Genomic DNA, 26,591 nt, shown 5'->3' on the forward strand with positions numbered 1-26,591 from the left:
CAAGGCGGCAGCAGTAGCGTCAACACGCAACAGCGTGAATGTGGCAGAACTTCGCGACCGCGTCGTCTTTCAACGGGGATGTCCGAAGGCGAAAAACGGCCTCGCTTTCAACGTCATGGAGCATTGCTTCTGCGAAACGCCGGTTTTCCGCGTTTTCGCGCGATGCTCTACGCATCATGAAAGAAATCATGCACAGCCTTGGCAGTCGCGGCATTCACGCCGGGCGTGCGCATGAGGTCGTCGAGCTTGGCGCGCTGGATCGCCTTCACAGTGCCGAAATGCAGCAGCAGCGCCCGCTTGCGCGAGGGGCCGATGCCGGGGATCTCGTCGAGCGGGTTCTTCATCGTCTCGCGCTTGCGCTTGGCGCGGTGGGTGCCGATGGCGAAGCGATGCGCCTCGTCGCGCAGGCGCTGGATGAAATAGAGCGCGGGGTCGCGCGGCTGGAGCTTGAAGGGCTCGCGGCCCTCCATATGGAAGGTCTCGCGCATGGCGTTGCGATCCTCCCCCTTGGCGATAGCGACGAGCGGGATGTCGGCCGCACCGAGATCCTTCATGATCTTGAGCGCGGCGCTGAACTGGCCCTTGCCGCCGTCGACGATGACGAGATCGGGACGGGAGGGGAAGCCGTCCTCGTCCTTGCGCGGTTTCGCCGCCTTGCGGCTTTTTCCGCGGGAGCCCTCATCCTGAGGAGCGCCTTCAGGCGCGTCTCGAAGGATGATCGCTGAGGCTCCCTCGCCCTCTGGAGCGTCCTTTGGGACGGTCGCTAACGCGACCTCCTCGGGGTGAGGGCTGAGGGTTATGCCTTCTTCCTTCGCCAACTTCGCGAACCGCCGTGTCAGCACCTCGCGCATCATGCCGAAATCGTCCCCGGCGATGGTGTCGGTCGAGATGTTGAAGGTGCGGTACTGGTTCTTCACGAAGCCGTCCGACCCGGCGACGATCATGCCGCCGACCGCGTTCGTGCCCATGATATGCGAGTTGTCGTAGACCTCGACCCGACGCGGCGCCGTCTCCATGCCGAAGGCGGCGCCGAGCGCGGCGAGCAGCGCGCTCTGGCCGGCATTGTCGGCGAGCTTGCGTGAGAGCGCCTCGCGGGCGTTCTTGACAGCATGGGCCATCAGATCGGCACGCTCGCCGCGCTTGGGATGGGCCACCTCGACCTTGCGACCGGCGCGGGCCGAGAGCGCCTGCCCGATCAATTCGATCTCCTCGACCGGGTGCGAGAGCAGTACGAGGCGCGGCGGCGGCTTGTCGTCGTAGAACTGGGCGACGACGGAAGCGAGCACCTCGGCCGGCGTCAATGAGCGATCGGCGCGCGGGAAGAGGGCGCGGTTGCCCCAGTTCTGGTGGTTGCGGAAGAAGAAGATCTCGACGCAGAACTGCCCGGCCTGCTCGTCGATGGCGAAGACGTCGGCCTCCTCGACGCCCTGCGTGTTGATGTCCTGCCCGGCCTGCACGGCCGAGAGCGCGGCGAGGCGGTCGCGATAGCGGGCGGCTTTTTCGAATTCGAGCTCTTCAGCAGCTTCCTGCATTCGCGCGGACAGGAGCTGCTTCACGGCCGAGGAGCGGCCGGAGAGGAAGTCGCGCGCCTGGCTGGCCAGCCCCTGGTATTCGGGGATCGAGATTTCGCCGGTGCAGGGGCCGGCGCAGCGCTTGATCTGGAAGAGCAGGCAGGGGCGGGTGCGGTTCTCATAGAAGGAATCCGCGCAGGTGCGGATCAGGAAGGCCTTCTGCAGCGCGTCGATGGTGCGCGTCACCGCCCAGACCGAGGCGAAGGGGCCGAAATAGTCGCCCTTGCGCTGGCGCGAGCCGCGATGCTTCAGGATCGCGGGGGCGTCATGATCGCCGGTCAGCAGGATATAGGGGAACGACTTGTCGTCGCGCAGCAGCACGTTGTAGCGCGGCCGGAGCTGCTTGATCAGGTTCGACTCGAGCAGCAGCGCCTCGGTCTCGGTGCCGGTGGTGACGAACTCCATGTTCGCCGTCTCGGCGATCATCCGGGCGACGGCGTTGGTATGCGCCATGCCGCGGGCATAGGAGGTCACGCGATTCTTCAGGCTCTTGGCCTTGCCGACATAGAGCACCTCGCCGGCACGATCGAACATCCGGTAGACGCCGGGCCGGTTCGGCAGGTGCTTGGCGAATTGCTGGATGACCTCGATGCCGGCCTTGAGCGCGCCGGGCGCGGCTTCCGCGAGGACGAGCGCGGGCTCGGCGCCGGGGAGGGTGTCCTCCTCGTCCTCGAACTCGTCCTGGGGCAGATCGTCCTGGCGTTCGCGACTCATGCGCTTGCGTACTCTATCCTGCGGCGTCTTGGGCCTGCGTCTTCTCGGTCTCCATGTAGGATGCCGGAGCGGCTTCGTCATGTCAGGAGAGGTGCTGTCCTGCCCGCGAATTGGCCGCTATCCGCCAGCTGATAAAACCAAATGTCGAGCCGCTATTGACGATCGTTCCTCCAACGTTGTTCCTTGCGTGACGCGATGCTCGTTTTGGTTTTCCCAAAGGCGCCTTTTCGTTGTCGATTTGACATCGGGGTGGTCAAGGCCTATCTCTTGGTTTCGATTTAGGCCTGATGACTTGGCCGCTCGCGACGCTTGAGCGCGACATGCTGATGATTTTCTTCCTCTGATCGAATTCGCCGCCGCATGTTTTCCATGGGGCTTGGATAAACATGTTTGCGGGAGGCACCTATGGCTTCTGGTTCTGTCAAGTGGTTCAACGCCACCAAGGGTTTCGGTTTCATTCAGCCTGACGATGGCGGGCAGGACGTTTTCGTCCACATCAGCGCCGTCGAGCGCGCCGGTCTGCGCGATCTGCGCGACGGGCAGAAGATCTCGTACGAGATCGTTCAGGACAAGCGTTCGGGCAAGAGCTCGGCCGACAACCTGCGGGCTGAGTAACCGTTCCGGAGCGGGACGACGACGCTTTGAGGCCGCCGCGGATGTACCGGCGCCACGACACGACGTTTCGCACCAACGGTTAAGTGAAGGGTCGGGACCAACAAGCCCGGCCCTTTGTGCTTTCTGGAAAGGATGACCATGCAAGTTCTCGTTCGGGACAACAATGTCGAGCAGGCGCTGCGCGTCCTGAAGAAGAAGCTGCAGCGCGAAGGCGTGTTTCGCGAGATGAAGCAGCGCCGCGAATTCGAAAAGCCGTCCGAGCGCCGGGCCCGCGAGAAGGGCGAGGCGGTTCGCCGCGCCAAGAAGGCCGCCCGCAAGCAGGCGCAGCGCGAAGGTCTGTTGCCGGCGCCGAAGCGGAAGCTGCCGGTCGGCAAGGCCCGTCCCGGCGCCCCGCGTCCGCCGTCCGCCGTCTGATTGGCGGAAGGCCGATCAGCGCCGTTGAGTAGGAGTTTCGCATGTCGAGCCGCAGCATGAAGCTGGACGAGATCGCTGCTCGGGCGCAGGAGGCCGTCTCGGCGACCGAACAGCGCCGCAAGGAAGCGCTCGACGCCTGGCAGGCGGTCGAGGATGAGGCCGGTCAGGCCCGCCTCAAGACCGAGAAGCTGCGGGCCCTTCGGCTGGCCAGAGATGCCGAGGAAGCTGCGGCCAAGGCGGCCGCCCCGGTTCGCAAGGTCGCTTCGAAGCGCCCGAGCCGGGCTGCCGCGAAGGCGCTCTGACGTTCTTCCCTTGACGAGGTTTCAGACGGGCGGCCATCAGGATGTGCCGCCCGTCTGCATTTCGGCCGACGCGGCCTGTGCCCGGCGGGAAGAGCGCGTGCCATGAACGATTCCTCTCCCGCGCCCGGCCGCATCATCCTGCTCAACGGCGCGTCGAGCAGCGGCAAGTCCTCGCTGGCGCGCGCCCTCCAGGCGCGGATCGATACGCCGTTCTGGCACATCTCGATCGATCACCTGCGCGATGCCGGCGTTCTGCCGAGTGCCCGGATCAAGAGCGGCGAGTTCGACTGGCGAGCCATGCGGGAAGCCTTCTTCCTCGGCTTCGAGCGCTCGCTTCTCGCCTATGTCGAGGCCGGCAACGACCTCATCGTCGAGCACATCATGGAGAGCGAGGCCTGGCTGCTGCGGCTCGCGGATACGCTCGCCGGCCATGACGTGTTCTTCGTCGGCGTCCATTGCGCGCTGGAGGAGCTCGAGCGGCGCGAGCGCGAACGTGGCGACAGGCCGATCGGCGACGCCCGGCGCGATTTCCACCGCATCCATTCCTATTGCCTCTACGATACCGAGGTGGATGCGATGCAGGATCGGGACGCCAATGCCGACGCTGTCATTGCGACGTGGCGGGTGCGATCGAAACCTGCTGCCTTCGAGCGGTTGCGCGAGCGGCGCGACCGGGGCTGAGCAAAGCCCGGCAATCGCGTTGCCATGTCATCGACGCGTTCGCGCCGGCTGCGAATGCAGGGCGAGGGGACTGCCGTCCGCTTCAGGCTGCGCCAATATGAGAGGGACAGGCCCACGCCCTTCATCATCGAGGATTGAAACCCATGTCCCAGCCCGACAGCGTTCGCATCGTGCTCGCCTCCCGGCCCGAGGGGCGCCCGGCGCCGCAGAATTTCCGGCTGGAGCATGCCGCCATCCCGGCGCCCGCCGAGGGGCAGGTGCTGCTCAAGATCCTCTATCTCTCGCTCGACCCCTATATGCGCGGGCGGATGAGCGCGGCGAAATCCTACGCCGCCGCGACCGAGATCGGGCAGCCGATGGAGGGTGGGACCGTCGGCGAGGTCATCGAGAGCCGCGATCCGGCCTTCAAGCCCGGCGATATCGTGCTCTCGCATTCCGGCTGGCAGTCCTACGCGGTCGCCAATGCCGCGCAATTGCGCAAGCTCGACCCGAAAGCCGCACCGTTGACGACGGCGCTCGGCGTGCTCGGCATGCCCGGTTTCACCGCCTATGCCGGCCTGCTCACTATCGGCCAGCCGAAGCCGGCCGAGACGGTCGTGGTCGCGGCGGCGAGCGGTCCGGTCGGCTCTGCGGTCGGGCAGATCGCCAGGATCAAGGGCGCGCGGGCGGTGGGCATCGCCGGCGGTCCTGAGAAATGCGCCTTCGTGCGGGATACATTCGGCTTCGACGCGGTGATCGACCATCGCGATCCCGATATGGCGGCCAAGCTCGCCGCGGCCTGTCCGGATGGCATCGACGTCTATTTCGAGAATGTCGGCGGCCATGTCTGGGATGCGGTCTTCCCGCTGCTCAACACCTTCGCGCGCATCCCGGTCTGCGGCCTCGTCGCGCATTACAACGCGAGCGGCGAATTTCCGGGGCCGGACCGTTTACCGGGCATGATGCGGCAGGTGCTGTCGAAGAGCCTGACGATCCGCGGCTTCATCCAGCGCGAATTCGCCGCCGCGCAGGGGCCGACCTTCCGCGAGGAGATGGCGCGCTGGATCGCCGAGGGCGCGGTCAAATACAAGGAAGACATCGTCACCGGGCTGGAGAACGCGCCGGAGGCTTTCATCGGCCTGCTGGAGGGCAAGAATTTCGGCAAGCTGATCGTTAAGCTCTGAGCGAGGGCGCCACGCGCCAGCCTTTTTCCTTGACCATTCAGCGGGCGCGCGGCCATCTCGCCGCGCCCGCCACCGGACTTTGCCATGCCCGTCTTCGCCATTCCTTTCCCGATGATCGACCCCGTCGCGGTGCAGCTCGGGCCTTTGGCGATCAAATGGTACGGGCTTGCCTATGTCGTCGGCCTGCTCGGCGGCTGGTGGTATGCGCGCAAGCTCGTCGCCGCCGACGGCTTGTGGGGCGGGCGGGCGCGGCCTCAAGCCATCGAACTCGACGACATGTTGCTCTTCGTCGCCTTCGGCGTCGTGCTCGGCGGGCGCATCGGCTTCGTGCTGTTCTATGACCTCGCGCGCTATCTCGAACGCCCGCAGGACATCTTCGCGATCTGGCAGGGCGGCATGTCCTTCCATGGCGGGTTGATCGGCGCGACGCTCGGCCTGTGGCTCTTCGCGAAGCGGCGTGGCTATCCCGCGCTGTCGGTGTTCGATCTCGCGGCGGCCGTGGTGCCGATCGGGCTCCTGCTCGGGCGCATCGCCAATTTCATCAATGGCGAACTCTGGGGCCGGCCGGCGCCCGATTTCCCCTATGCCATGGTGTTCCCGAATGGCGGGCCGCTGCCGCGCCATCCGAGCCAGCTCTACGAGGCCTTCGGCGAAGGGCTGCTGCTCTTCATCCTTGTGAACGTGCTGGTCCGCTTCGGTGGCTTCAGGCGGCCGGGTTTCGTCGCCGGCGTCTTCGGCATGGGCTATGCGGTCGCGCGGATCGTCTGCGAATTCTTCCGCGAACCCGATCCGCAGCTCGGCTTCCTGTTCGGGACATCGGTCGATGCTCTTTCGGGCGGCATCACCATGGGCATGCTGCTGTCGCTGCCGGTGTTCTTCGCCGGCCTGTGGCTGGTGCTGCGCAGCAAGCGCGAGGCGCCCGGCGAGGCGCGGGCGTGACCACGCTCAAGGCCGAGATCGTCGACCTGATCCGGCAGGAGGGGCCGATCGGCATCGGCCGCTACATGGCGCTGGCGCTCGGCCATCCCCGTCATGGCTATTACATGACGCGCGATCCCCTTGGGGCCGAGGGCGATTTCACCACGGCCCCCGAGATCAGCCAGATGTTCGGCGAGCTGATCGGTCTCTGGGTGGCCCATGCCTGGCAGGCTATGGGCGCGCCCGCGCGGTTCCGACTCGTCGAACTCGGGCCGGGACGCGGGACGCTGATGGCCGACATGCTGCGGGCGACGCGAATCGTGCCGGGCTTCCATGCGGCCCTATCGGTCCATCTCGTCGAAACCAGCCCTGTGCTGCGCGGCCGGCAGGCGGCAGCGCTGAAGGCATTCGAGCCGGTCTGGCACGATACGGTTGCCGGCGCGCTCGACGGCCCGGTCATCGTGGTCGCCAACGAGTTCCTGGACGCCCTGCCGCTCGACCAGTTCGTGATGACGGCGGAAGGCTGGCGCGAGCGGCTGGTCGGGCTCGGCGATGACGGCGATCTCGCCTTCGGCCTGTCCGCAGCGGGCGAGAGCGGGCTGAACATCGCCGCGCCCATCGGCAATGTGTTCGAGCAGCCTTCGATCGCGCTCGATATCGTCGCGCAGCTCGCCGGCCATCTCGCTTCGGCAGGCGGGGCGGCACTGCTCATCGATTACGGCTCGGCGCGTTCCGGCTTCGGCGACACGCTGCAGGCGATGAAACGGCATGAGTTCGTCGCTCCGCTCGCGGAGCCCGGCGAGGCGGATCTCACCGTCCATGTCGATTTCGAGCGGATGGGACAGGCCGCTCTCAAGGCCGGCGCCGCGCTACACGGCCCGGCGACGCAGCGCGATGTCCTGCTGGCACTCGGGCTTCCGCAGCGGGCGCAGGCGCTGTCGCTCAAGGCGAATCCCGACCAGCGCGCGGCGATTTCGGTCGCCTTCGACCGCTTGATCGCGCAAGGCGAGACCGGCATGGGCGATTTGTTCAAGGTTCTCGCGCTATCGCAGCGGAACCTGCCGCCCCTGCCCGGATTTGACCTTCATCGGCTGCCAGATCGGGGCTGAACCCAGCGGGCCGCTCGCGGCCTCGCGCAACCGGATCTGCTTCATGTTCATCACCGCCCGCGAGCTCGCCGGAGAAGCCGGCATCCGTCACGCCTTCTTCACCCGTGAAGGTGGCGCCTCGACCGGAATCTACGCTTCGCTGAATGGCGGGCTCGGCTCCGCCGACGCTCCGGCGGCGATCGCCGAGAATCGGGCACGGATGGCGCGCCATCTCGAAGTCGCGCCGGAAAACCTGATCAGCCTCTACCAGGTCCATTCTGCCGATGTGGAAGTGGTGACGGGCCCCTGGCCGGGCGATCGCCCCAAGGCCGACGCGATGGTGACCTCCGCCTCGCATGTCGCGCTTGGCGTCTCTACCGCCGATTGCGGGCCGATTCTCTTCGCCGATGGCGAGGCGCGGGTGATTGGTGCCGCCCATGCCGGCTGGAAGGGCGCCTTCACCGGCATCGTCGGTGCGACGGTGACGGCAATGGAGAAGCTCGGCGCCCGGCGCGAGCGCATCACCGCCGTGCTCGGCCCGACGATCAGCGCCAAGGCCTATGAGGTCGGCCCGGAATTCAGCGAGCGCTTCAAGGCCGAGAATCGGACCTATGCGCGCTTCTTCACGCCGTCGGAGCGCGCTGCGCATGCGATGTTCGACCTGCCGGCCTTCATCGGGCTCAAGGCGCAGGAGGCGGGAATCGGCCGCTTCGTCGACATGGGCCTGTGTACCTATGGCGACGAGCAGCGCTTCTTCAGCTATCGGCGTACGACCCATCGCGGCGAACCCGATTACGGCCGCCTGATCGCGGCGATCGCGCTCGACTGAGCCGATAGCAGTTGATGGAGCGGCGCGACGGCTTGTCGCACGGCTTCGGCAGGCGCATCGTTCCGGCTGCCGCGGGAACGCATCGCTTCTCTCGGGCAGATGTTCTTCGGGCGATGCATTCAGATGCGGGGGCCGAGATGGAACAGATCCTGATGAACCTGATCGCCGGTGCGATCGGCGGCAATGCGGCCGGCAAGGCCAGCCCGAGCTTCGACCTCGGGACGCTCGGCAACACGATTTCCGGGCTCGTGGGCGGTGGCGTGCTCGGGCAGCTGATCCCGCTTCTGCTGCCGGCGATCAGCGCGGCGGCGCAGGGCGGCAATCTCAGCGTCGGCGGCATCCTGACCAACCTGATCTCGGGCGGTGCCGGCGGCGCGATTCTCACCGCGATCATCGGCGCGCTGAAGAACAAGGCCGCCTGACCTGCCTCTCCGCGAGCTTCCCGGCTCCTCGCGGGGCCGGGCTGCACGAGGCGCACGGCCGCGGCCTTGCAAGAAGGGCCGGGCGGCGGTGATGCTATCGCTGTCTGCAAAAGCCCGCGAGGCGATCTTGTCCCGTTCGATCACCTATTACTTCTCGTTACATTCGCCCTGGACCTATCTCGGCAATGCGGCCTTTCACGAGATCGCCCGGCGGCATGGCTGCGCGATCGACTACCGGCCGATGCCGCTGCGCTCGGTGTTCGACGAGACTGGCGGCCTGCCGCTGCCGAAGCGGCATCCGGTCAGGCAGCGCTATCGGCTGCTCGATCTCCAGCGTTGGCGCGCGGCGCGGGGCCTGCCGCTCGTGCTGCAGCCGAAGCATTTTCCGTTCGATCCGTCATCGGCCGATCGCATGACGATCGCGATCCGGGCCAAGGACGGCGACCCCTACGCCTTCATCAGCGATGTGATGGCCGGCTTGTGGGCGCGGGGCGAGGACATGAGCCGCCCCGAGGCGCTGCTGGCCTGCGCGGCGCGGGCAGGCTTCGACGGGACGGCCTTGCTCGACGCGGCCGAGGGGCCCTCAGTCAAGCTCCGCTATGAGGAGACCCTGGGCCAGGCCGTCGAGGCCGGCGTCTTCGGCGCGCCGAGCTATGTGCTCGATGGCGAGGTGTTCTGGGGGCAGGACCGGCTCGATCTGCTGGATGCAGCGCTGGCCAGCGGCCGCGCGCCCTATCGCGCCGAAGGCGCTCTCTAGCGAATCAGCCGATGATGTCGGGCGTGCGCCAGCCGAGGTGCTGCCCGGCATCGACGGCGATCATCTGGCCGGTCACGGAGCTGGCGCGGGCGAGATAAAGCACAGCGTCGGCGATTTCCTCAGGCGCTATCCTGTGCCCGAGCAGGGTGCCGGCGGCTTCCTGCTCCAGCCGGTCCGCGCCATCATAGCTGTTCGGGAAGGTCGGGCCGGGGCCGACGGCATTAACACGGATGCGCGGGGCCAGCGCCTGCGCCAGGGTCCGGGTCGCTGTGAGCAGCGCGGCCTTGGTCAGGGTGTAGGAGTAATATTGTGGCGTCAGTTTCCAGACGCGCTGGTCGACGATATTGACGACGGCGCCTGTCGCGCCGGCCGGCAGGCGCTCCGCCATGATGCCCACCAGCTGGGACGGGGCGCGCAGGTTGATCGAGAACTGACGGTTCCAGGTGGCGATATCCAGCGATCGGACATCGTCGGCAAGGAAGCTCGCGGCGTTGTTGACGAGAAGCGTGACGGGGCCGAGCGCCGCCTCGGCCGCGGGAATCAGGGTCGCGACCGCCGCGGGGTCGACGAGATCGGCGGTCAAAAGGCAGGCCTTCGCCCCGCTCGCCTCAAGTTGTCTCAACAGAGCTTCGGCATCCTCGCGGCTGTCGCCGTGGTGGATCGCGACGGCATAGCCGGTGCTTGCCAGCTTTTCGACGATGGCGCGGCCGATTCGGCGGGCGCCGCCCGTGACGAGCGCAACCTCAGCCATCGCGGCCCTCGCGCTTCGCAGGGTGCGTCGTCGCCTGGGCGGAAGCGCGCCGCTGAAGGCGACGCTCCCAGTGCTTGGCGACGCGCAGATAGCGATAGAAGGCGTAGTTCATCGCGGTCATGAAGCCGTAGATGCCGCGCAGCGCATGGCGCCGCCCGATATAGGCCTTCAGGAAATTGGCCGGGAATTCGGCGACCAGCCGGAAGACGGAAAGCGTGCCGCCGCGTGCATCGAGGTCGTCGGCCTGCGCGTCGCTATAGGCATTGAGCTTGTCCATCTGTTCGCCCAGCGAGCGGACGGAGAAATGATGCACGGTCCCGCGCAGGCGCCCGACCTGCGCATCCGCGGCGAGATCGACGCGATCATGCACGGGCGAGGCCGAATAGCGGCCTTTGCTCTTGCGGTAGAGGCGCACGGGGGCGAGCGCATAGGCGAAGCGATGCGGTGCGCCCTCGCCGGGAAAAATCTCGGCGATTCGCACCTTGTAGGCGTCCTTCGTCGGCGCGCCATTGGCGAAGAGAGCGGATATCTCGGCGGCAAGGTCCGGCGGGACGACTTCATCGGCATCGAGATTGAGCAGCCAGTCGTGGCGGCATTGGTCCTCGGCGAAGCGCTTCTGCTGGCCGTAGCCCGGCCAGGCGTTGAAGATGACGCGAGCGCCGAGCGACTCGGCCAGGGCCTGGGTGCCGTCGCTCGATCCGGAATCGACGACGACGATGTCGTCGCTCAGCGCCCGCGCCGCTTCGATGGTCCGGCCGATCCGGTCCGCCTCGTTCTGGGCGATGATGAAAATCGAGAGGGGCAGCACGGTTCTTCTTCGGTTCCTGTCGTCTCAAGGCTTAAGCACGGGCGGGACGGAGCGGCAAGACAGGCGAAAAAAGCCGCAATCGCCGCGGGAACCTTGGATAAGCAGCCGCGTTTGTAGGCCGGGCCATGTTCCTAGGGCGGCGTGGGGTCGAACTACTGTTAGTATTCGATTTACCATGGTGGCTAGTCGCTGGTTGGTTAACCTGGTTTTACCTATTTGCGTTCAGTTATCGCATTCGTGCCGCATTTCTGCCGCGGTCTGCAAGGCAGATGTGCTTCCGATGCAACAGACAAAGCCGGCTCCCGGTCTTATAACGGGTTCATCGAAATCAACCGCCGGGTTTTCCCGGCGACAGCGACGACTAAGGAGTTTGTCATGAAGAAGTATCTGCTTGCGAGCGTTGCCGCGCTCGGTCTCGTCGCCGCTGGCGCCGCTTCGGCCGCTGACCTGCCGTCGCGCAAGGGCCCGGTTGTGGCTCCGGTCTACGTTCCCGCCTTCACCTGGACCGGCTTCTACGTCGGCGCCAACGCCGGCTACGGCTGGGGCAACGTGAACGCCAACGGCTTCGCCAATGTCGGCGATCTCGACGGCTTCGTCGGCGGTGGCCAGGTCGGCTACAACTACCAGATGGGCCAGTTCGTCGTCGGCCTCGAGGCTGACCTGCAGGCTGCCGATCTCAGCAGCGGCAACAACCTCGGCCTCGTCCGCGTCAAGACCGACTACTTCGGCACGGTCCGCGCTCGCGTTGGCGTCGCCTTCGACCGGTTCATGCCCTACATCACCGGTGGTTGGGCCTACGGCAACGTGAAGACCTCGATCCCGGCTCTGGCGTTCTCGTCGGACCGCAGCCACACCGGCGGTTACGCTGTCGGCGCTGGCCTCGAGTACGCCATCACCAACAACCTGATCGCCGGCGTCGAGTACCTGTACGTCGACCTGGGCGAGAAGAGCATCCTGAACACCGGCACCAAGGTCGGCACCGACTTCTCGGTCGTCCGCGCCCGTCTCAGCTACAAGTTCTGATCCTCTCCTTCCGGAGACAGAACGGACCCGGTGGCCTAGGCCACCGGGTTTTTTTGTTGCCGGCGGGCAAGGCTGCACCGACGCCTGAGCGGGCCCAAGAAAAAAGCCGGCGACCTGAGTCGCCGGCTTTCATCATTTGCGTGAGCTGTCGCCGCTATTCGGCGCGATCAGCCCTTGAAGCGTGTCGCCTCGAATGCCGGGACGCGGGCGGCGAAATCGTCGAGCCAGGCGACGAGCTTCGGATGAGCGGCGCGCCAGGAGCCTTCGAAGCGCAGGTCGAGATAGCCCAGCGCACAGGCGAGCGCGATCTCGCCGACACGCGGGCGCTCCGGGAAGGCGGGCGGCGCAGCTTCGAGCGCGGCCAGTCCACGCGCGACCTTGCCGTCCTGATGGGCGACCCAGTTGGCGTTGCGGGCTTCCTCCGGACGGAAGCGCCCTTCATAGACCTTGAGCAGCGCCGCATCACAGATACCGTCGGCGAGAGCCTGCAAGCGCAACTGGACGAAGCGGGCCTCGCCGGCCGGGATCAGCTTACCGCCGCTGAGATGGTCGAGATAATCGACGATGACGCGCGAATCGAACAGCGTCGTGCCGTCCTCCAGCACCAGCGTCGGAATCTTGCCGAGCGGGTTCTGCTGGCGCAGCACCTCCGTCGGATCGGTCGTATCGGCCGCGACGATCTCGATCTTGCTCATCAGCCCGAGTTCGAGGGCCGCCATCTTGACCTTGCGGCCGAACGGGGAGGCGGGTGAGGAGCGCAGGACGAGCATCGGCGATATCCTTGAGGCGGAGCGATAAAGTGGTCGATCAGCCGTCGGGGCGGATCGCCTCGCAGTGATAGCGCGGGCGCGGCCCCTGGGCGAGCCGCTCGGTCAATGCAGGAAGCAGGATTTCGGCCTCCTCGGCCAGCGTCCAGGGCGGGTTGGCGATCAGCAGGCCGGTGGCGCTGAGGCCGCCGGCCGCTTCGGGGCGGTCGACATCCATTTCGAGGCGCAGGAGCCGGCCGATTCTGGCATCGAGCACCGCATCCATCAGCGATCCGATGCCGCTGCTACCTTTGATCGGATACCAGAGCGCATAGATTCCGGTCGGCCATTTGCGATGCGCCGCGATGAACTGGTCGGCGAGCATCGCGAACTCGTCCTTCTCCTCGAAGGGCGGGTCGATCAGGACAAGGCCGCGGCGCTCCTTCGGCGGCACATTGGCCCGCAATGCCGTCCAGCCGTCGATGGCGAGCGGCTTGCAGCGCTTGTCGCGACCCATGGCCTCCGAGAGCTTCTTGTAAGTCGGGGGGTGGAGCTCGGCGGCGACCAGCCGGTCATCGGGCCGCATCGCGTGGCGGCAGAGCCAGGGCGAGCCGGGATAGGCGCCGGTGCCATAGAGCGCGCGAGCGCCTTCCAGCGCGGCGCGATAGGGAGCGAGCAAGGCCTCGACCGCCGGGGATAGCGGCGAACGGTCGATCCGCGCGACGCCGTCCTTCCATTCATGGGTCCGCAAAGCCTCTTCCGAATCGAGATCGTAGCGGCCGCTGCCGGCATGGGTGTCGATGATGCGGTAGGGCGTCGGCTTGGCGTTGAGATGCAGCAGGATGCGCGTCAGAACGACATGCTTCAGCACATCGGCGAAGTTTCCGGCGTGGAAGCCATGGCGATAGTTCATGCTGCCGTTGGTAGAGGAAGCCGCTCCCGACCGGAAGCGGCAAAGTCCTGCCACATTCGGTTATCAGCGCGGCGCGACGACGGTGAACTCGCGGGCGCGGCAGCCGGAGCGATCAACCTGCTGGCAGGAACGGAAATCGCGGAGATCACGGGTGAAGCAGATCTTCACCTCCTGCAGCACGCCGCGCTTGCAGGCGACCGACATCATGTCCGGGCGCAGTCCGGGATTGGCGGCGGCGAAGGCGCGTTCGAGATCGATCGCGGTCCAGGTCTGGTCGCGCTCGGCCTTGGCGAGTGTCGGCGGGATGACCACCTTCTCGCGGGCGCGGCGGACGTCACGAAAATAGTCGCTCGGACTGGAGCCGGTGCAGGTGCCGTGCTTGCGCCACTGGTAGCGGGCGAGGCCTTCGGTCGGGAACAGGCCTTCGGCTTGCTCCATTGCGATTCGCGAGGGTGTGCGGCCGGCCGGGCCGCATTCGCTGGGATAGCCGCGCTCGTTCTGCGGCCAGAGTCCGTGCACGACGAAGCGCAGTCCGGCGCCTTCGCCGCATTGCTCGCGGTTGCGCGAGCGGTCGCCGTCGAGCTCGCAGAAGCCCGGCGACCAGGACAGGGCCAGCACGTAGAAATCGAAATCGCCCGGCGTGCCGCCGCGCTGGCCGAAATCCTGCGCATGGCCGGCCCCGGCGAAGCCGAACAGCGCCAGAGCCGCGATTGCCAGCGATTTCAACATCGGAGAGCCTGCAATCAGGGGCGCGCCATCTTGCAGTCGGGTGCGTGGGTGCGCTGCCGATCGAGGCCGTTGACGCACCAGTTGACGTTCCAGGTCAGGCCGAAGAGGCCGAGATTCTCGCGCACGGAGTAATCGACGCGGCGGAACTTGCCGTCATTCAGCAGAACGCGGCCGCTGCAGAAGCGCCGCGGGATGAAGTCATCGCCCCAGCTGCGAAAGCCGATCTGCCCGATGCGGTCATAGGAGACAGCCTGGAGCGGACCCCAGAACGTGCTCTCGCGCGAATTAAAGCGGTTGGTGACCTCGCCGAGCACCGCCGGATCGTCGCAGCCCGGAAGGTTGCCGTACATCGGGAAGGTGCGGTTCTCTGCGCGGTCCAGCGGATGGACCACGCGGCCGCTTGCCGCGTTGGCGGCAAAGCCCGCAAGGCAGGCGATGGAAACAAGAGCGGTTCGCAGCAGGGCGCGGCGCATGGAATCAGGCCTCGTATGAGAGGGCGAAGATGCCGCGCACGATGGCGATGTGCCGGTCACCGGTCAAGGCGCATGCGCGCGGCACGGCGCCATGCGGACAAAGGCTGGCCGGCAGAAACCTCCCGCGCTGGCGCGAGGCGCCGCGATCGGACAGATTGGCGGCAGAAACACGGGGAAACGACATCATGGACTGCTTCGACGATCCGGCGGCGCGCATCGAGGACGAGGAAGCCCTGCGCGGCCATATCGGGCCCGTCCATCCGCTGGCGACGGGCAAGGTGCTGCGCCGGCTCGACCAGTTCTGCAAGGACTTCATCGCGCTCTCGCCCTTCCTCGTCCTGGCGAGCAGCGACGCGCAGGGCAATGCCGACGCCAGCCCGCGCGGCGACGGGCCGGGCTTCGTGCGCGTGCTCGACGACAAGACCCTGCTGATCCCCGACCGGCGCGGCAACAACCGGGTCGATTCACTCGGGAATATCATGTCGGCGCCGGGCGTCGGGCTCGTCTTCATGGTCCCGGGCATTCCAGAGACCCTGCGCGTCAACGGCAAGGGGCGGGCGACGCGCGATGCGGAGCTTCTGGCTCCCTCCGCGATGCAGGAGCGCGCGCCGGTGACGGGCCTGATCGTCGAGGTCGAGGAAGCCTATTTCCATTGCGGCAAGGCGCTGATCCGCTCGAAGCTGTGGGATCCGGCGACGCAGGTGCCGCGCCACTCCTTCCCGACGCTTGGCCGCATCATCGCCGACCAGACCAAGGCGGTCGACGGCGACGAGGCCGATCGCAATCTCGAGGAAGGCTATCGCACGCGCCTCTATTGAGGGCGCTCGGCAGCGGCGAGCCCGTCAGGGCGCGCCGGCTCCGGTCGCTTCGAGCACGGCCGGCGCCGCCGCGGCCTTGCGTTCGAGGATGAGCAGGACGAGGCCCGCCGCGACGATCAGGGCCGCGCCGCACAGCATGGCGGGCGTCGGCCAGTCACCGAAGATGAACCAGCCGAAGACCAGCGCCCAGACGATCAGCGTGTACTGATAGGGCACGACGACCGAGGCTTCCGCGAGCTTGAGCGAGCGGGTGACGCAGATATGCGCGCCCATCGCGACGATGCCGAGCAGGCCGAGCAGGGCGGTGTCCTTCAGGCTCGGCGTCACCCAGCCGAAGGGCAGGAGCGCGAGCCCCATCAGCAGGGCGCCGAGCGTCTGCCAGGCGACCAGCGTGACATCGGGCGTGCCGCGCAGCTGGCGGCCAGCGATCATCATCGCGGCGAAGAGGAAGCTGCCGAACAGCGCGATCAGCGCGGGCATCGACAGGCTGGCGCCGCTTGGATTGAGCGAGATGGCGACGCCGGCGAAGCCCAATGCGATGGCGAGCCAGCGCCGGCCGTCGATGCGTTCCCCGAGCAGGAGCGCTGCGAGGATCACCACCCAGACTGGCGCGGCCAGCCAGATCGTCATGGTGTCGGCGAGCGGCAGGTAGCTGACGGCGAGATAGAACAGCGCGACCTCGCCCGAGCTGAACAGCACGCGCAAGGCCTGCAGGCCGGGGCGTTCCGGCCGCAACGTCCGCTGCACGCCCTGCTTGAAGACGAAGGGCAGGATGACGACGAGCGCCGCGAGGCTGCGCACCACGAGGAGCTGGCCCACCGTGTAGGTGGCGACCAGCCATTTGCCCATCACGTCGTTGAGCGAGAACAGCAGGATGCCGAGCAGCATCATGGCGATGCCGACGAGCGAGGCGTTGCGGGCGGTCATGGCAGGCGAAAGGGTTCCAGAGGCGCGTCACCACTGGCGGAGTCCGGGGCGCGTGGCAATCCGCGTTTCCGCATGCCCCCATGACCCTCAAATATTAAGTATTGACTTAATTAAGTGAGTGGCGAAGTAATAGGCCATGGATCGCTTCGCCGCCCTTGCCGACCCGACACGCCGCAGCATCGTCGAGATGCTGGGCGAGCGGGCGCTGTCGGCAGGCGAAATCGGGGCCCGATTCAGCGCCAGCGCGCCGGCGATCTCGCAGCATCTCAAGGTGCTCAGAGAGGCCGGGCTGGTGACGGTGGAGGCTCGGGGGCAGCAGCGGATCTATCGGCTCGATCCGGCGGGGCTTGAAGCGTTCGACGCCTGGCTCGGCAAGGTCCGGCGCTTCTGGGGCCGCCACCTCGATATCCTGGAACAGGAACTTGCAAAGCCCGAACCGGGCGAGGGAGAAACCCGATGAACGAATATGGCGTCGTGCTGGAAAGCGGCGCAGTGCGCTTCGAGCGCCTGCTGCCGTGGCCTGTGGAACGGGTCTGGTCGTATCTCACCGAGTCGGAGAAGCGCGGGCAGTGGCTCGCTTCGGGCGCCTTCGACTTGCGCGTCGGCGGCCGCACGGAGATGTTGTTCAAGCATTCTGACATCACCGACGAGGCACCGCCGGAAGCCTATCGCGAGGTGCATGAGAACGGCGTGCGCTCGACCGGGACGATCACGCGCTACGAGCCGCCCCGGCTCATCGCCTTCACCTGGGGCGGCGGCGGGGAGCCGGAATCGGAGGTCGAGTTCGAGCTCCTGCCGAAGGGCGAGAAGGTCCTGCTGGTGCTGACGCATCGCAAGCTGCCGAGCAAGGCGGAGATGACCAGCGTCTCCGGCGGCTGGCACATGCATCTGGGCCTGCTGGAGGACGTGCTCAGCGGCGCTCCGCGGCGCGGGTTCTGGTCGCGTTTCGAAGCGCTCGATGCGGATTATGCCGGGCGCTATGCCGACCTGCCCGAGCCGGGCAAGAGCTGACGGCCCAGGCTGATCAGAGGCTCGCCGCCGCCCGCGCCGCCTGGTCGTACTGGCCGGAGAGCGAGCGCATCGCGGCGGCGATCTCGGAGAGCCGAGCCGGATCTGCGCCGGTGGCGCGAATGGATTTGACCAGGAGCTGCTCGCGGATCTGGGCGTAGCGCCGGCAGGCCTCCTCGCCGGCGGGGGTGACCTCGACGGTCTTCTCCTTGCCCTTGCGGCCGCCCTTGAGCAGCTTCAGCCGCTCGAGCTTCTTCAGCGAGTAGTTCACCAGATGCGTGTCCTCGATATTGAGGACAAGGCAGATATCGGCGAGGCGCTTGGCCTTGCCGCGGTGATTAACGTTGTGCAGCACGAGCACATCGAGCGGCGAGAGATCGGCGATGCCGGCCGCCGCCATGCAGCGGATCATCCAGCGCTGGAAGGCGTGCACCGTCATGCTCAGCGCGAACTCGAATTCCGAGAGCGCCGGCAGGGCTCCCGACGCGAGATGGCCGGAAGAGACGATCGGGCCAAGGTCGTCGGGTGGAGGAGGCGATGCGGGCACGGTTCGATCCGGAAGCGGTTCGGGGTTTCCCTCTCCTGATGGAAAGGGAAACCCCGTCTGGATTGGGGCCGAAGGCGGCCGTTACATCTTCTTGTAGGCGTCGACGATGGCCTGGCCTTCGGCGCCGGCCTTCTTCAGCCAGTCGGCGGTGAGCTGCTCACCGGCCTTCTTGAAGCCGGCGGCGAGCGCGGGCGAGGGCGCCTGCACCTTCATGCCCTTGGCCTTGAGCTGGTCGAGATACCAGCCGGCCTTCTCCTGCCACATCTTCCAGCCGCGTTCCTCGGCCGTCGCGGCGGCCTTGAGCAGTGCGTCCTGCGTCGCCTTGTCGAGGGCGTTGAAGGTGGCCTTGTTGACGAAGGTCGCGTCCTTCGGGATCCAGGCCTGCGTGTCGTAGAAGTGGGTCAGCGATTCCCAGACCTTGGAATCGTAGCCGGTGCCGCCCGACGACATGAAGGAGTTGACCACGCCGGTCGCCAGCGCCTGCGGCAGTTCCGCCGCCTGGATCGTGACCGACTGCATGCCGGCGATCTCGCCGAGGCGCGAGGTCCCGACATTGTAGGAACGCCATTTCAGGCCGCGCAGGTCCTCGAAGGTGTTGACGTCCTTCTTGGTGTAGATGCCCTGCGGCGCCCAGGGGACCATGAACAGAAGCTTGATGCCCTGCGCGTCGAGCTTCTTCTCGATCGCCGCTTTCGACGCCTTGTAGAGCTTCATGGCATCGGGATAGGAGGTGGCGAGGAAGGGGACGACGTCGACGCCGAAGATCGGATCCTCGTTCTCGTGGATCGAGAGCAGGACCTCGCCCATCTGGGCCTGGCCGGACTGGACCGCGCGCTTGATCTCGGGCGCTTTGAACAGCGAGGCGCCGGGATGGACGGTGATCTGGAGTTTGCCTCCGGTGGCCGCCTCGACGTCCTTGGCGAAGAGCACGAGGTTTTCGCTGTGCGGGTTGTCGCTCGGGTAGGCGGCCGGCAGGTTCCATTTGGTCTGAGCCGAGGCCGGCATGGCGAAGGCGAGCGCGCTGACGCCGAAGGCGAAGGCGGCGGTCGCGATATGTCTGCGGTTGATCATGTCATTCCCTCTCTCTTGCTTGTGATGATGGAGCCGAGGATCAGTCCGGGAAGGCGAGCTTCGGCAGGTAGAGCACGATCTGCGGGAAGGTCGTGATGATGAGGACGGCGACGTTCAGCAGAATGAAGAACGGAAACGCTGCTTTCGCAATCGTCCATGTGTCCTTGCCGCTCATGTTCTGCAGCACGAACAGGTTAAAGCCGACCGGCGGGGTGATCTGCGCCATCTCGACATGGATGACGAGATAGACGCCGAACCAGACGAGGTCGAAGCCCGCCTCCTTGACCATCGGCAGGACAATGACGGCGGTGAGCACGATCATCGAGATGCCGTCGATCAGGCAGCCCAGGATGATGTACATGCAGGTCAGCGCCAGCACGAGCATATGCGTCGAGAGTTGCTGCCCCTTGACCCATTCGGCCAGCGCGGCCGGGATGCCGGTATAGGCCATCGCCGCCGTGCAGAAGGCCGCGCCCGCCAGGATCAGCATGATCATGCAAGTAAGGCGGGTGGCGCTCATGATGCTCTGGAAGAGCGTGTTCCAGGTCAGCGTGCCGCTCCACCAGGCCAGGAACAGCGCGCCGCTTACGCCCCAGGCGGCGCATTCGGTCGCGGTGGCGAAGCCAAGGATGAGCGCCAGGAACACCGCCGCGATCAGCACGAGGCAGGGCAGCAGCTTCATCGATTGCCGCATCTTCTCCATGAACGGCATCGAGGGGTCGCGCGGCGGCGTCTTGTCCGGGTTCAGCAGCGACCAGATGATGACGTAGCCCATATAGAGCGCCATCACGAGCAGGCCGGGCAGGAAGCCGCCGAGGAAGACCTGAAGCACGGAGACGTTCGCCGTCACCGCGTAGACCACCATCGGGATCGAGGGCGGGATCAGCAGGCCAAGCGTGCCGGAGCCGGCCAGCGTGCCGAGGCTGAGCTTCTCGTCATAGCCACGCTTCTGAAGCTCCGGCAGCGAGATCTTGCCGATCGTCGCGACCGTCGCCGCCGAGGAGCCCGATACGGCGGCGAAGATGCCGCAACCGACGATATTGGTATGGATGAGCCGGCCGGGCAGCCATTGCAGCCACGGCGAGAGCCCCAGGAACATCTGCTCGGACAGGCGTGTCCGGAACAGGATTTCACCCATCCAGATGAAGAGCGGCAAGGCCGTCAGCGTCCAGCCGCTGGCGGAACTCCAGACCGTGGTCGCCAGCACCTGGCCGATCGGCACGTCGGTGACGAGCCACATGGCGAGCAGCCCGACGAGGCCGAGGCCGACGGAGATCCAGATGCCGGAGCCGAGGACGAGGACGAGGAAGCCGAGCAGGACGAGCGAGAGAACAGGCAGGCTCATGATCAGACGCCTCCGCCCTGAGCGACGCGCTCGACCAGTTCCTCGACCGATTTCGGCGGCTCGGGCTCGTAGGTCGGGCGACCCGTCCGCAGGACGATGACGAATTCGTCGACGATTGCGATCAGGAGCGTTCCCAGCCCGAGCACAAGGGAGAGTTGCGGGATCCAGAGCGGCACCGAGACGACGCCCGTGGACATGTCGAAATACTGCCAGGAATCATAGGCGAGCTTCCCGGTCTGCCAGGTGAAATAGCCGATGAAGAGCGCGGCGACAGTGAGAGCGAACAGCTCGGCCGCCTTTTTCGCGCGTCCGTGCAGGCGCTCGATCAGCAGCCCGACCCGGATCATCTCGCCCTTCTTGAAGGTATGCGCCAGGCCGAAGAAGGCCATGGCGGCAAAGGCCCAGCCAGCGAAATCGTCGCCGGACGGCACGTTGAAATTGATATCGCGCCCGACCGAAAGCAGCATCATCAGGACGAAGATCACGATCAGGCACAGACCGGCGATGTAGCCGGCGGCGAGATAGAGGAAATCGAGTGCGCGACGGATCATCGAAGGCGCTCCCATCCGATGGGAGCGCAGGTGCGCCCGGTTGCCAGGATTGCTCGCATCGTCGCATCCTCCGCTTTCGCGCCGGCCCGGCCCCTCAGCCATGTTCCAGCCACAATCGGGATCGTAGCCGGCGGAATCGCCTTGTCAATAACTCATCGACGATTTATCGATGATTTATCAGTGTCGGGCGATCCCGGCTTGTCCAAGGGGGAGAGGGTCTATGTCGGCGGCTCATTGGGACTTCTGGATCGATCGCGGCGGCACCTTCACCGACGTGATCGGCCGCGATCCGGCTGGCAATCTCCATGCCAGGAAGATGCTCTCTGAAAATCCGGGCGCCTATCGCGATGCGGCCGTGCAGGGCATCCGCGAGCATCTCGGCCTGAAGGCAGGCGAGCCGATCCCGACCGGGACCATCGGTGAGGTGCGTATGGGCACCACCGTCGCCACCAACGCATTGCTGGAGCGCAAGGGCGACCGTACGCTGCTGGTTACGACCAAGGGTTTCCGCGATGCGCTGCGCATCGGCTACCAGGCGCGGCCGGACATTTTCGCCAAGCAGATCATCCTGCCCGAGGCGCTGTATGATGCGGTCGAGGAGATCGACGAGCGCGTGCTGGCCGATGGCACGGTCGAGCGCGCGCCCGACGAGGCGGCGATCCGCAGCGCCCTGCAGTCGCAATACGATGCCGGCTTCCGCGCTGTGGCGATCGTCTTCATGCATGGCTACCGCTACACGGCGCATGAGCAGGTCGCGGCCCGGATCGCGCGCGACATCGGCTTCCCGCAGGTTTCCGTCAGCCACGAGGTCTCGCCGCTGGTGAAGCTGGTCGGGCGCGGCGACACCGCCGTGGTCGATGCCTATCTCTCGCCCATCCTGCGCCGCTATGTGCAGCAGGTTTCCGAAGAGCTCGATATCGCCCGCACCGGCGCGCGCCTGATGTTCATGATGTCCTCGGGCGGCCTCACCGCGGCCGAGCTGTTCCAGGGCAAGGACGCGATTCTGTCAGGCCCGGCCGGTGGCGTGGTCGGCCTTGCCGAGACCGGCCGCTCGGCCGGGTTCGACAAGGTGATCGGCTTCGACATGGGCGGCACCTCGACCGACGTCGCGCATTTCGACGGCGAGTATGAGCGTGCCTTCGAGACAGAGGTCGCCGGCGTGCGCATGCGCGCGCCGATGATGTTGATCCATACGGTCGCGGCCGGTGGCGGCTCGATCCTGCATTTCGATGGGCGACGCTTCCGTGTCGGGCCGGATTCGGCCGGCGCCAATCCTGGTCCCGCCGCCTATCGTCGCGGTGGGCCGCTCGCGGTGACCGATGCGAATGTCATGGTCGGCAAGCTGATCCCGTCCTATTTCCCGGCGATCTTCGGACCGCAGCAGGACGAGCCGCTCGATGTCGGTATCGTCCGTAACAAGTTCGCGGTGCTGGCGGCCGAGGTCGGCGACGGGCGCAGCCCTGAGGAGGTCGCCGACGGCTTCATCCAGATCGCCGTCGCCAACATGGCCGAGGCGATCAAGAAGATCTCGGTCCAGCGCGGCTACGACATCACGCGTTACGCGCTGAACTCCTTCGGCGGTGCCGGCGGCCAGCATGCCTGCCTTGTGGCGGACGCGCTCGGCATCAAGACCGTGCTGCTGCACCCGTTCTCCGGCCTGCTCTCCGCCTATGGCATGGGCTTGGCCGAAATCCGCTCGACGCGGACATCGGCGCTGGACGTCGCGCTCGACGGCGAGGTCAAGGCCGCGATCGAAGCTGTCGCCACGAAGCTCGCCGCTGATGCGAAGGCAGAAGTCGCAGGGCAGGGCGTCGCCGAGGGCGATATCGCGATCCATGTGCGCGCCCATATCCGCTATTCCGGCACCGATACCGCAATCGCAGTCCCTGCCGGCACGCGCGCCGTGATGCAGGAGGCCTTCCAGACCGCGCACAAGGCGCGCTTCGGCTTCATGGACGAGACCAAGGCGCTGGTCGTCGAGGCGGTCGAGGTCGAGGCCGTCGGTGGCGGTGCGAAATTCGAAGAGGCCGCGGCCGGTGAGCAGGCCGGCGAGCCGGTCGCGGCCGAGCGCACGCGCTTCTTCGCCAAGGGCCAATGGCACGATGCGGCGATCGTCCGTCGCGAGGCGATCAAGCCCGGCCAGAGCGTCGCCGGACCTGCGATCATCATCGAGCCGAACCAGACCGTCGTCGTCGAGGAGGGCTGGAGCGCCAAGCTCACGGCCCGCGACCATCTCGTGCTCGTCCGCGTCAAGGCGCTGATCCAGCAGGCGGCAATCGGCACCAAGGCCGATCCGGTGATGCTCGAGATATTCAACAACCTGTTCATGTCGATCGCCGAGCAGATGGGCGTGACGCTGCAGAACACCGCCTATTCCGTGAACATCAAGGAGAGGCTCGACTTCTCCTGCGCGGTCTTCGACCAGACCGGGGCGCTCGTCGCCAACGCGCCGCATATGCCGGTGCATCTGGGCTCGATGGATCGTTCGGTCGAGACGGTGATCGCCAACAATCCGGTGATCAAGCCCGGCGACGTCTACTGCCTGAACGCGCCCTATAATGGCGGCACGCATCTGCCGGATATCACGGTCTGCACGCCGGTCTTCGACCCCGAGGACAAGGAGATCCTGTTCTGGGTGGCGAGCCGCGGCCACCACGCCGATGTCGGCGGCACCGCGCCGGGCTCGATGTCGCCGCTGGCGACCAATATCGAGGAAGAGGGCGTCTATATCGACAATTTCAAGATCGTCGATCAGGGCCGCTTCTGCGAGGAGGAACTGGTCAAGCGCCTGACCGGCGCGCGCTATCCGGTGCGCAACGTCGTGCAGAACGTCAACGATCTCAAGGCGCAGATCGCCGCCAACGAGAAGGGTCTGGCGGAGCTGAAGAAGATGATCGGCTCCTTCGGCCTCGATGTCGTGCAGGCCTATATGGGCCATGTCCAGGACAACGCGGCCGAGAGCGTGGCGCGGCTGCTCACCAAGCTGCACGATTCCGAGTTCACCTATCCGATGGACCAGGGCTGCGCGATCAAGGTGAAGATCACCATCGACCGCGAGAAGCGCGAGGCGACGGTCGATTTCACCGGCACCTCCGAGCAGCGGCCGGACAATTTCAACGCTCCGGCGCCCGTCACCCGCGCCGCCGTGCTCTACGTCTTCCGCGTCATGGTCGATGACGCGATCCCGATGAATGCAGGCTGCCTGCGTCCGATCAGGATCGTCGTGCCGGAGGGCTCGATGCTGGCGCCGCGCTATCCGGCGGCGGTCGTCGCAGGCAATGTCGAGGTATCGCAGGCGGTGACGAACACGCTGTTCGGCGCGCTCAAGGCAATGTCCTGCTCGCAGGGCACGATGAACAACCTGACCTTCGGCAACGACCAGTACCAGTATTACGAGACGATCTGCTCGGGCTCGCCGGCCGGCCCCGGCTTCAACGGCACATCGGGCGTGCATGTCCACATGACCAATTCGCGCCTAACCGATCCGGAGATCCTGGAGACGCGTTTCCCGGTCGTGCTGGAGGATTTCCACATCCGGAAGGGCTCGGGCGGCAAGGGCGAATGGTCGGCCGGCGACGGCACCTCGCGCACCATCCGCTTCCGCGAGACGATGGATTGCGCGATCCTCGCCTCGCATCGCCGGGTCCGTCCCTTCGGCGTCGATGGCGGCGAGGCGGGTGAACTCGGCAAGACGCTGGTGCGCAGGCTCTCCGGCACGGTCGAGGAGCTGAAGCCCTCCGACCAGACGCTGCTCCAGGCGGGCGAGGCAGTGACCGTGATAACGCCGACGGCCGGGGGCTTTGGCAAGGCGAAGGGCTGACCGGATTAGGCTGATACCGGCGCTGTGTCGGTATCAGCCAAGATCGGTCTCTACGAAGTCGTTGCCCTTGTAGATCAGGGCGGCACCGTGCTCCTTGGCACAGGCATAGGCGAAGCAGTCGCCGAAGTTCAGTGCGGCTGCACTGCCGATGGCGCGGCTGTAGCGCTTGGCGGCTTCCAGTGCGGCTGTACCGATTGCTGGAGTGATGGTGATTTCGTTGGCGGCAATGTCCGCCACGAATTGCTGGACGGCCTGTTGCGCCAGGTCGATGAATTGCGCGTCCAACGTCTTTCCGGTTTCGCGAGCCTTTTTGGCTGCCAGTCCCATGGCCGCTTCAAACAGGCCGGTGGGTGAAACCAGAAACGGGCGTTCCGCGGCTTCGATGCGGGCAACGATCGCATCGGCATCGCTTTCGCGGCCGAGGATCGCGACGATGACCGAAGCATCCAGATAGATCATGCGTCGTCCCACAGTGCGTCCGTGAAGGACTTCAGGTCGAAGTCACTTGCCCCGCTGCCCATGGCGTCGGCGAGGGCCAGGCTCTTGGTGAGCCGCTGGCGCAGAGGGCGGGCGGCATCCAGCCGGTCGAGCTCGTGCTCCAGCGCCTGCCGTACCGCCTCGGTCTTCGTGCGCGTCCCGGCGATCCGCTGCAAACGACCGGCGAGGGCATCGACATCGTCGTCCCGGATGTAGAGCGGCACGGTAGCTCCATGTGAAACCCATGTGAACATTCACACAGGGATATGAATATTCATATGGTTCAATTTGCATATTCACGCAAGCGGGATGCAGATTCTGCAACAGCCGCAGGATGCCTTTGCGTATCTGGCAGTTTCCTTCGGCGGCCTTGCCCGGCAAGCTCTTCCGCAGGACGAGGAGACGGACATGCCCCAGACCTGGATGATCACCGGCGCCAATCGCGGCATCGGACTTGCCATCACCATCGAGTTGCTGCGCCGGGGCGACCGCGTGATCGCGGCGGCGCGCAACCCATGGGGCGGAGCTCTGGCCGAGCTCGCGGCCGAGCATCCGGCGGCGCTGATCCCGGTGGAGCTCGACGTCACCTCCGATGCCAGCGTCGCGGCGGCCAAGGAGGCGCTCGCCGGGCAGCCCATCGATGTGCTCCTGAACAATGCGGGCCTTTACGGACCGCGCGACCGACAGAGCGGGCTCGATGTCGATTTCAACGAATGGCGCGAGGTCTTCGAGGTGAATGTCTACGCGCCGATCCGGGTGGCGCAGGCCTTCCTGCCGAATGTCGAGGCGGGGCAGGGCCGCAAGATCGCGACGATCTCCAGCCGCATGGGCTCCATCGCGGCCAATCCCGGCAATGCGCTGATCTACCGCTCGTCCAAGTCGGCCGTGAACATGGCCATGGTCGTCTTCGGCAACAGCGTGCGGTCGCGCGATGTCAGCGTGATGCTGTTCCATCCCGGCTGGGTGCAGACCGACATGGGCGGCAGCGGCGCCGACATCACGCCGGCCGAGAGCGCCAATGGGCTGATCCGCACCATCGACGCCTCCGGCATGGCGCAGACCAACAGCTTCCGCGATTACACCGGCGAGGCGATCGCCTGGTGACGGCAG

At 66.3% G+C, this 26,591-nt stretch carries 30 protein-coding genes; 16 read left to right on the top strand and 14 right to left on the bottom strand.

Annotated features, from left to right (window positions below):
• Positions 1-167: 167 nt before the first annotated feature.
• Positions 168-2,285: an excinuclease ABC subunit UvrC gene (gene uvrC, locus AC07NY_RS06720; RefSeq protein ID WP_494582691.1), complete on the bottom strand. Its 2,118-nt coding sequence runs from the start codon at positions 2,283-2,285 to the stop codon at positions 168-170.
• 405 nt (positions 2,286-2,690) lie between these two features.
• On the opposite strand from uvrC, the gene AC07NY_RS06725 reads away from it, so the two are divergent.
• The 10 genes from AC07NY_RS06725 to AC07NY_RS06770 all read left to right on the top strand — a co-directional run bounded on the left by AC07NY_RS06725 (position 2,691) and on the right by AC07NY_RS06770 (position 9,474).
• On the top strand, positions 2,691-2,900 hold the full coding sequence (locus AC07NY_RS06725) for a cold-shock protein (RefSeq protein ID WP_293806237.1): 210 nt from the start codon (positions 2,691-2,693) through the stop codon (positions 2,898-2,900).
• 138 nt (positions 2,901-3,038) lie between these two features.
• Positions 3,039-3,314, top strand: a complete 276-nt coding sequence (gene rpsU / locus AC07NY_RS06730; RefSeq protein ID WP_492284814.1) for a 30S ribosomal protein S21 — start codon at positions 3,039-3,041, stop codon at positions 3,312-3,314.
• Positions 3,315-3,355: 41 nt separating this feature from the next.
• Positions 3,356-3,616, top strand: a complete 261-nt coding sequence (locus AC07NY_RS06735) for a hypothetical protein (protein ID WP_492284813.1) — start codon at positions 3,356-3,358, stop codon at positions 3,614-3,616.
• Positions 3,617-3,718: 102 nt separating this feature from the next.
• A complete protein-coding gene (locus tag AC07NY_RS06740; RefSeq protein ID WP_494582694.1) occupies positions 3,719-4,297 on the top strand; it encodes a chloramphenicol phosphotransferase CPT family protein in 579 nt (192 codons plus the stop codon).
• 143 nt (positions 4,298-4,440) lie between these two features.
• Positions 4,441-5,460 carry an NADPH-dependent curcumin/dihydrocurcumin reductase gene (curA, locus tag AC07NY_RS06745; protein WP_494582696.1) on the top strand — a complete coding sequence of 340 codons (1,020 nt, stop codon included), beginning with the start codon at positions 4,441-4,443 and terminating at the stop codon, positions 5,458-5,460.
• A gap of 84 nt (positions 5,461-5,544) precedes the next feature.
• Entirely contained in the window at positions 5,545-6,399 is an 855-nt protein-coding gene (lgt, locus tag AC07NY_RS06750; RefSeq protein WP_494582697.1) for a prolipoprotein diacylglyceryl transferase, read from the top strand.
• Positions 6,396-7,487, top strand: a complete 1,092-nt coding sequence (locus AC07NY_RS06755) for a class I SAM-dependent methyltransferase (RefSeq protein ID WP_494582699.1) — start codon at positions 6,396-6,398, stop codon at positions 7,485-7,487. Before lgt ends, AC07NY_RS06755 begins: the two co-directional genes overlap by 4 nt.
• A 43-nt stretch (positions 7,488-7,530) precedes the next feature.
• Complete coding sequence (gene pgeF / locus AC07NY_RS06760) at positions 7,531-8,295, top strand: peptidoglycan editing factor PgeF (RefSeq protein ID WP_494582701.1); 765 nt, start codon at positions 7,531-7,533, stop codon at positions 8,293-8,295.
• Positions 8,296-8,432: 137 nt separating this feature from the next.
• Positions 8,433-8,717, top strand: a complete 285-nt coding sequence (locus AC07NY_RS06765; protein ID WP_494582703.1) for a hypothetical protein — start codon at positions 8,433-8,435, stop codon at positions 8,715-8,717.
• Between the two features lie 127 nt (positions 8,718-8,844).
• Positions 8,845-9,474 (top strand): 2-hydroxychromene-2-carboxylate isomerase, encoded by a 630-nt coding sequence (locus AC07NY_RS06770; protein ID WP_494582705.1) that lies wholly within the window; start codon positions 8,845-8,847, stop codon positions 9,472-9,474.
• 4 nt (positions 9,475-9,478) lie between these two features.
• Here AC07NY_RS06770 and AC07NY_RS06775 read toward each other — a convergent pair whose 3' ends face one another.
• The gene (locus tag AC07NY_RS06775) at positions 9,479-10,225 is read right to left on the bottom strand and encodes an SDR family oxidoreductase (protein WP_492284805.1); all 747 of its coding nucleotides are present in this window, start codon (positions 10,223-10,225) and stop codon (positions 9,479-9,481) included.
• Positions 10,218-11,033, bottom strand: a complete 816-nt coding sequence (locus AC07NY_RS06780; RefSeq protein ID WP_494582707.1) for a glycosyltransferase family 2 protein — start codon at positions 11,031-11,033, stop codon at positions 10,218-10,220. Before AC07NY_RS06780 ends, AC07NY_RS06775 begins: the two co-directional genes overlap by 8 nt.
• A 375-nt stretch (positions 11,034-11,408) precedes the next feature.
• Here AC07NY_RS06780 and AC07NY_RS06785 point away from each other — a divergent pair, with 375 nt between their 5' ends.
• Positions 11,409-12,056 (top strand): outer membrane protein, encoded by a 648-nt coding sequence (locus AC07NY_RS06785; RefSeq protein WP_492284803.1) that lies wholly within the window; start codon positions 11,409-11,411, stop codon positions 12,054-12,056.
• A gap of 167 nt (positions 12,057-12,223) precedes the next feature.
• Here the strand turns inward: AC07NY_RS06785 and AC07NY_RS06790 are convergent, their stop codons facing one another.
• The 4 genes from AC07NY_RS06790 to AC07NY_RS06805 form a co-directional block, all read right to left on the bottom strand.
• A complete protein-coding gene (locus AC07NY_RS06790; RefSeq protein WP_492284802.1) occupies positions 12,224-12,826 on the bottom strand; it encodes a glutathione S-transferase in 603 nt (200 codons plus the stop codon).
• Positions 12,827-12,863: 37 nt separating this feature from the next.
• Entirely contained in the window at positions 12,864-13,715 is an 852-nt protein-coding gene (locus tag AC07NY_RS06795) for a 23S rRNA (adenine(2030)-N(6))-methyltransferase RlmJ (RefSeq protein ID WP_494582710.1), read from the bottom strand.
• Positions 13,716-13,778: 63 nt separating this feature from the next.
• Positions 13,779-14,444 (bottom strand): ribonuclease T2 family protein, encoded by a 666-nt coding sequence (locus AC07NY_RS06800; protein ID WP_492284800.1) that lies wholly within the window; start codon positions 14,442-14,444, stop codon positions 13,779-13,781.
• Positions 14,445-14,458: 14 nt separating this feature from the next.
• Positions 14,459-14,917, bottom strand: a complete 459-nt coding sequence (locus AC07NY_RS06805; protein WP_492284799.1) for a hypothetical protein — start codon at positions 14,915-14,917, stop codon at positions 14,459-14,461.
• 185 nt (positions 14,918-15,102) lie between these two features.
• Here AC07NY_RS06805 and AC07NY_RS06810 point away from each other — a divergent pair, with 185 nt between their 5' ends.
• Positions 15,103-15,735, top strand: a complete 633-nt coding sequence (locus tag AC07NY_RS06810) for a pyridoxamine 5'-phosphate oxidase family protein (protein WP_494582713.1) — start codon at positions 15,103-15,105, stop codon at positions 15,733-15,735.
• Between the two features lie 24 nt (positions 15,736-15,759).
• Here the strand turns inward: AC07NY_RS06810 and AC07NY_RS06815 are convergent, their stop codons facing one another.
• The gene (locus AC07NY_RS06815) at positions 15,760-16,662 is read right to left on the bottom strand and encodes a DMT family transporter (protein ID WP_494582715.1); all 903 of its coding nucleotides are present in this window, start codon (positions 16,660-16,662) and stop codon (positions 15,760-15,762) included.
• Positions 16,663-16,798: 136 nt separating this feature from the next.
• On the opposite strand from AC07NY_RS06815, the gene AC07NY_RS06820 reads away from it, so the two are divergent.
• Together AC07NY_RS06820 and AC07NY_RS06825 are read left to right on the top strand one after the other, a co-directional pair.
• Complete coding sequence (locus AC07NY_RS06820; RefSeq protein ID WP_336813730.1) at positions 16,799-17,122, top strand: metalloregulator ArsR/SmtB family transcription factor; 324 nt, start codon at positions 16,799-16,801, stop codon at positions 17,120-17,122.
• The gene (locus tag AC07NY_RS06825; protein WP_494582718.1) at positions 17,119-17,673 is read left to right on the top strand and encodes an SRPBCC family protein; all 555 of its coding nucleotides are present in this window, start codon (positions 17,119-17,121) and stop codon (positions 17,671-17,673) included. Before AC07NY_RS06820 ends, AC07NY_RS06825 begins: the two co-directional genes overlap by 4 nt.
• 13 nt (positions 17,674-17,686) lie before the next feature.
• On the opposite strand, the gene AC07NY_RS06830 is transcribed toward AC07NY_RS06825, so the two are convergent.
• The 4 genes from AC07NY_RS06830 to AC07NY_RS06845 all read right to left on the bottom strand — a co-directional run bounded on the left by AC07NY_RS06830 (position 17,687) and on the right by AC07NY_RS06845 (position 21,184).
• Complete coding sequence (locus AC07NY_RS06830) at positions 17,687-18,217, bottom strand: winged helix DNA-binding protein (RefSeq protein WP_492284793.1); 531 nt, start codon at positions 18,215-18,217, stop codon at positions 17,687-17,689.
• A gap of 81 nt (positions 18,218-18,298) precedes the next feature.
• Complete coding sequence (locus AC07NY_RS06835; protein WP_494582720.1) at positions 18,299-19,288, bottom strand: TRAP transporter substrate-binding protein; 990 nt, start codon at positions 19,286-19,288, stop codon at positions 18,299-18,301.
• 40 nt (positions 19,289-19,328) lie between these two features.
• The gene (locus AC07NY_RS06840; protein WP_494582722.1) at positions 19,329-20,633 is read right to left on the bottom strand and encodes a TRAP transporter large permease; all 1,305 of its coding nucleotides are present in this window, start codon (positions 20,631-20,633) and stop codon (positions 19,329-19,331) included.
• Positions 20,634-20,635: 2 nt separating this feature from the next.
• Positions 20,636-21,184: a TRAP transporter small permease gene (locus AC07NY_RS06845; protein WP_494582724.1), complete on the bottom strand. Its 549-nt coding sequence runs from the start codon at positions 21,182-21,184 to the stop codon at positions 20,636-20,638.
• Positions 21,185-21,404: 220 nt separating this feature from the next.
• Between AC07NY_RS06845 and AC07NY_RS06850 the strand changes: the two genes are divergently transcribed.
• The gene (locus AC07NY_RS06850; RefSeq protein ID WP_494582726.1) at positions 21,405-25,004 is read left to right on the top strand and encodes a hydantoinase B/oxoprolinase family protein; all 3,600 of its coding nucleotides are present in this window, start codon (positions 21,405-21,407) and stop codon (positions 25,002-25,004) included.
• Between the two features lie 33 nt (positions 25,005-25,037).
• On the opposite strand, the gene AC07NY_RS06855 is transcribed toward AC07NY_RS06850, so the two are convergent.
• Together AC07NY_RS06855 and AC07NY_RS06860 are read right to left on the bottom strand one after the other, a co-directional pair.
• Positions 25,038-25,463, bottom strand: coding sequence for a type II toxin-antitoxin system VapC family toxin (locus tag AC07NY_RS06855; protein WP_494582728.1), 426 nt, complete (start codon positions 25,461-25,463; stop codon positions 25,038-25,040).
• Positions 25,460-25,705, bottom strand: a complete 246-nt coding sequence (locus tag AC07NY_RS06860) for a type II toxin-antitoxin system VapB family antitoxin (protein ID WP_494582730.1) — start codon at positions 25,703-25,705, stop codon at positions 25,460-25,462. The genes AC07NY_RS06855 and AC07NY_RS06860 overlap by 4 nt, the downstream gene beginning before the upstream one ends.
• Positions 25,706-25,889: 184 nt before the next feature.
• Here AC07NY_RS06860 and AC07NY_RS06865 point away from each other — a divergent pair, with 184 nt between their 5' ends.
• Positions 25,890-26,585, top strand: a complete 696-nt coding sequence (locus AC07NY_RS06865; protein WP_494582732.1) for an SDR family oxidoreductase — start codon at positions 25,890-25,892, stop codon at positions 26,583-26,585.
• The last annotated feature ends 6 nt before the right edge of the window (positions 26,586-26,591 follow it).

The organism is Allobosea sp. GW821-FHT09G06 (genome assembly GCF_059416005.1).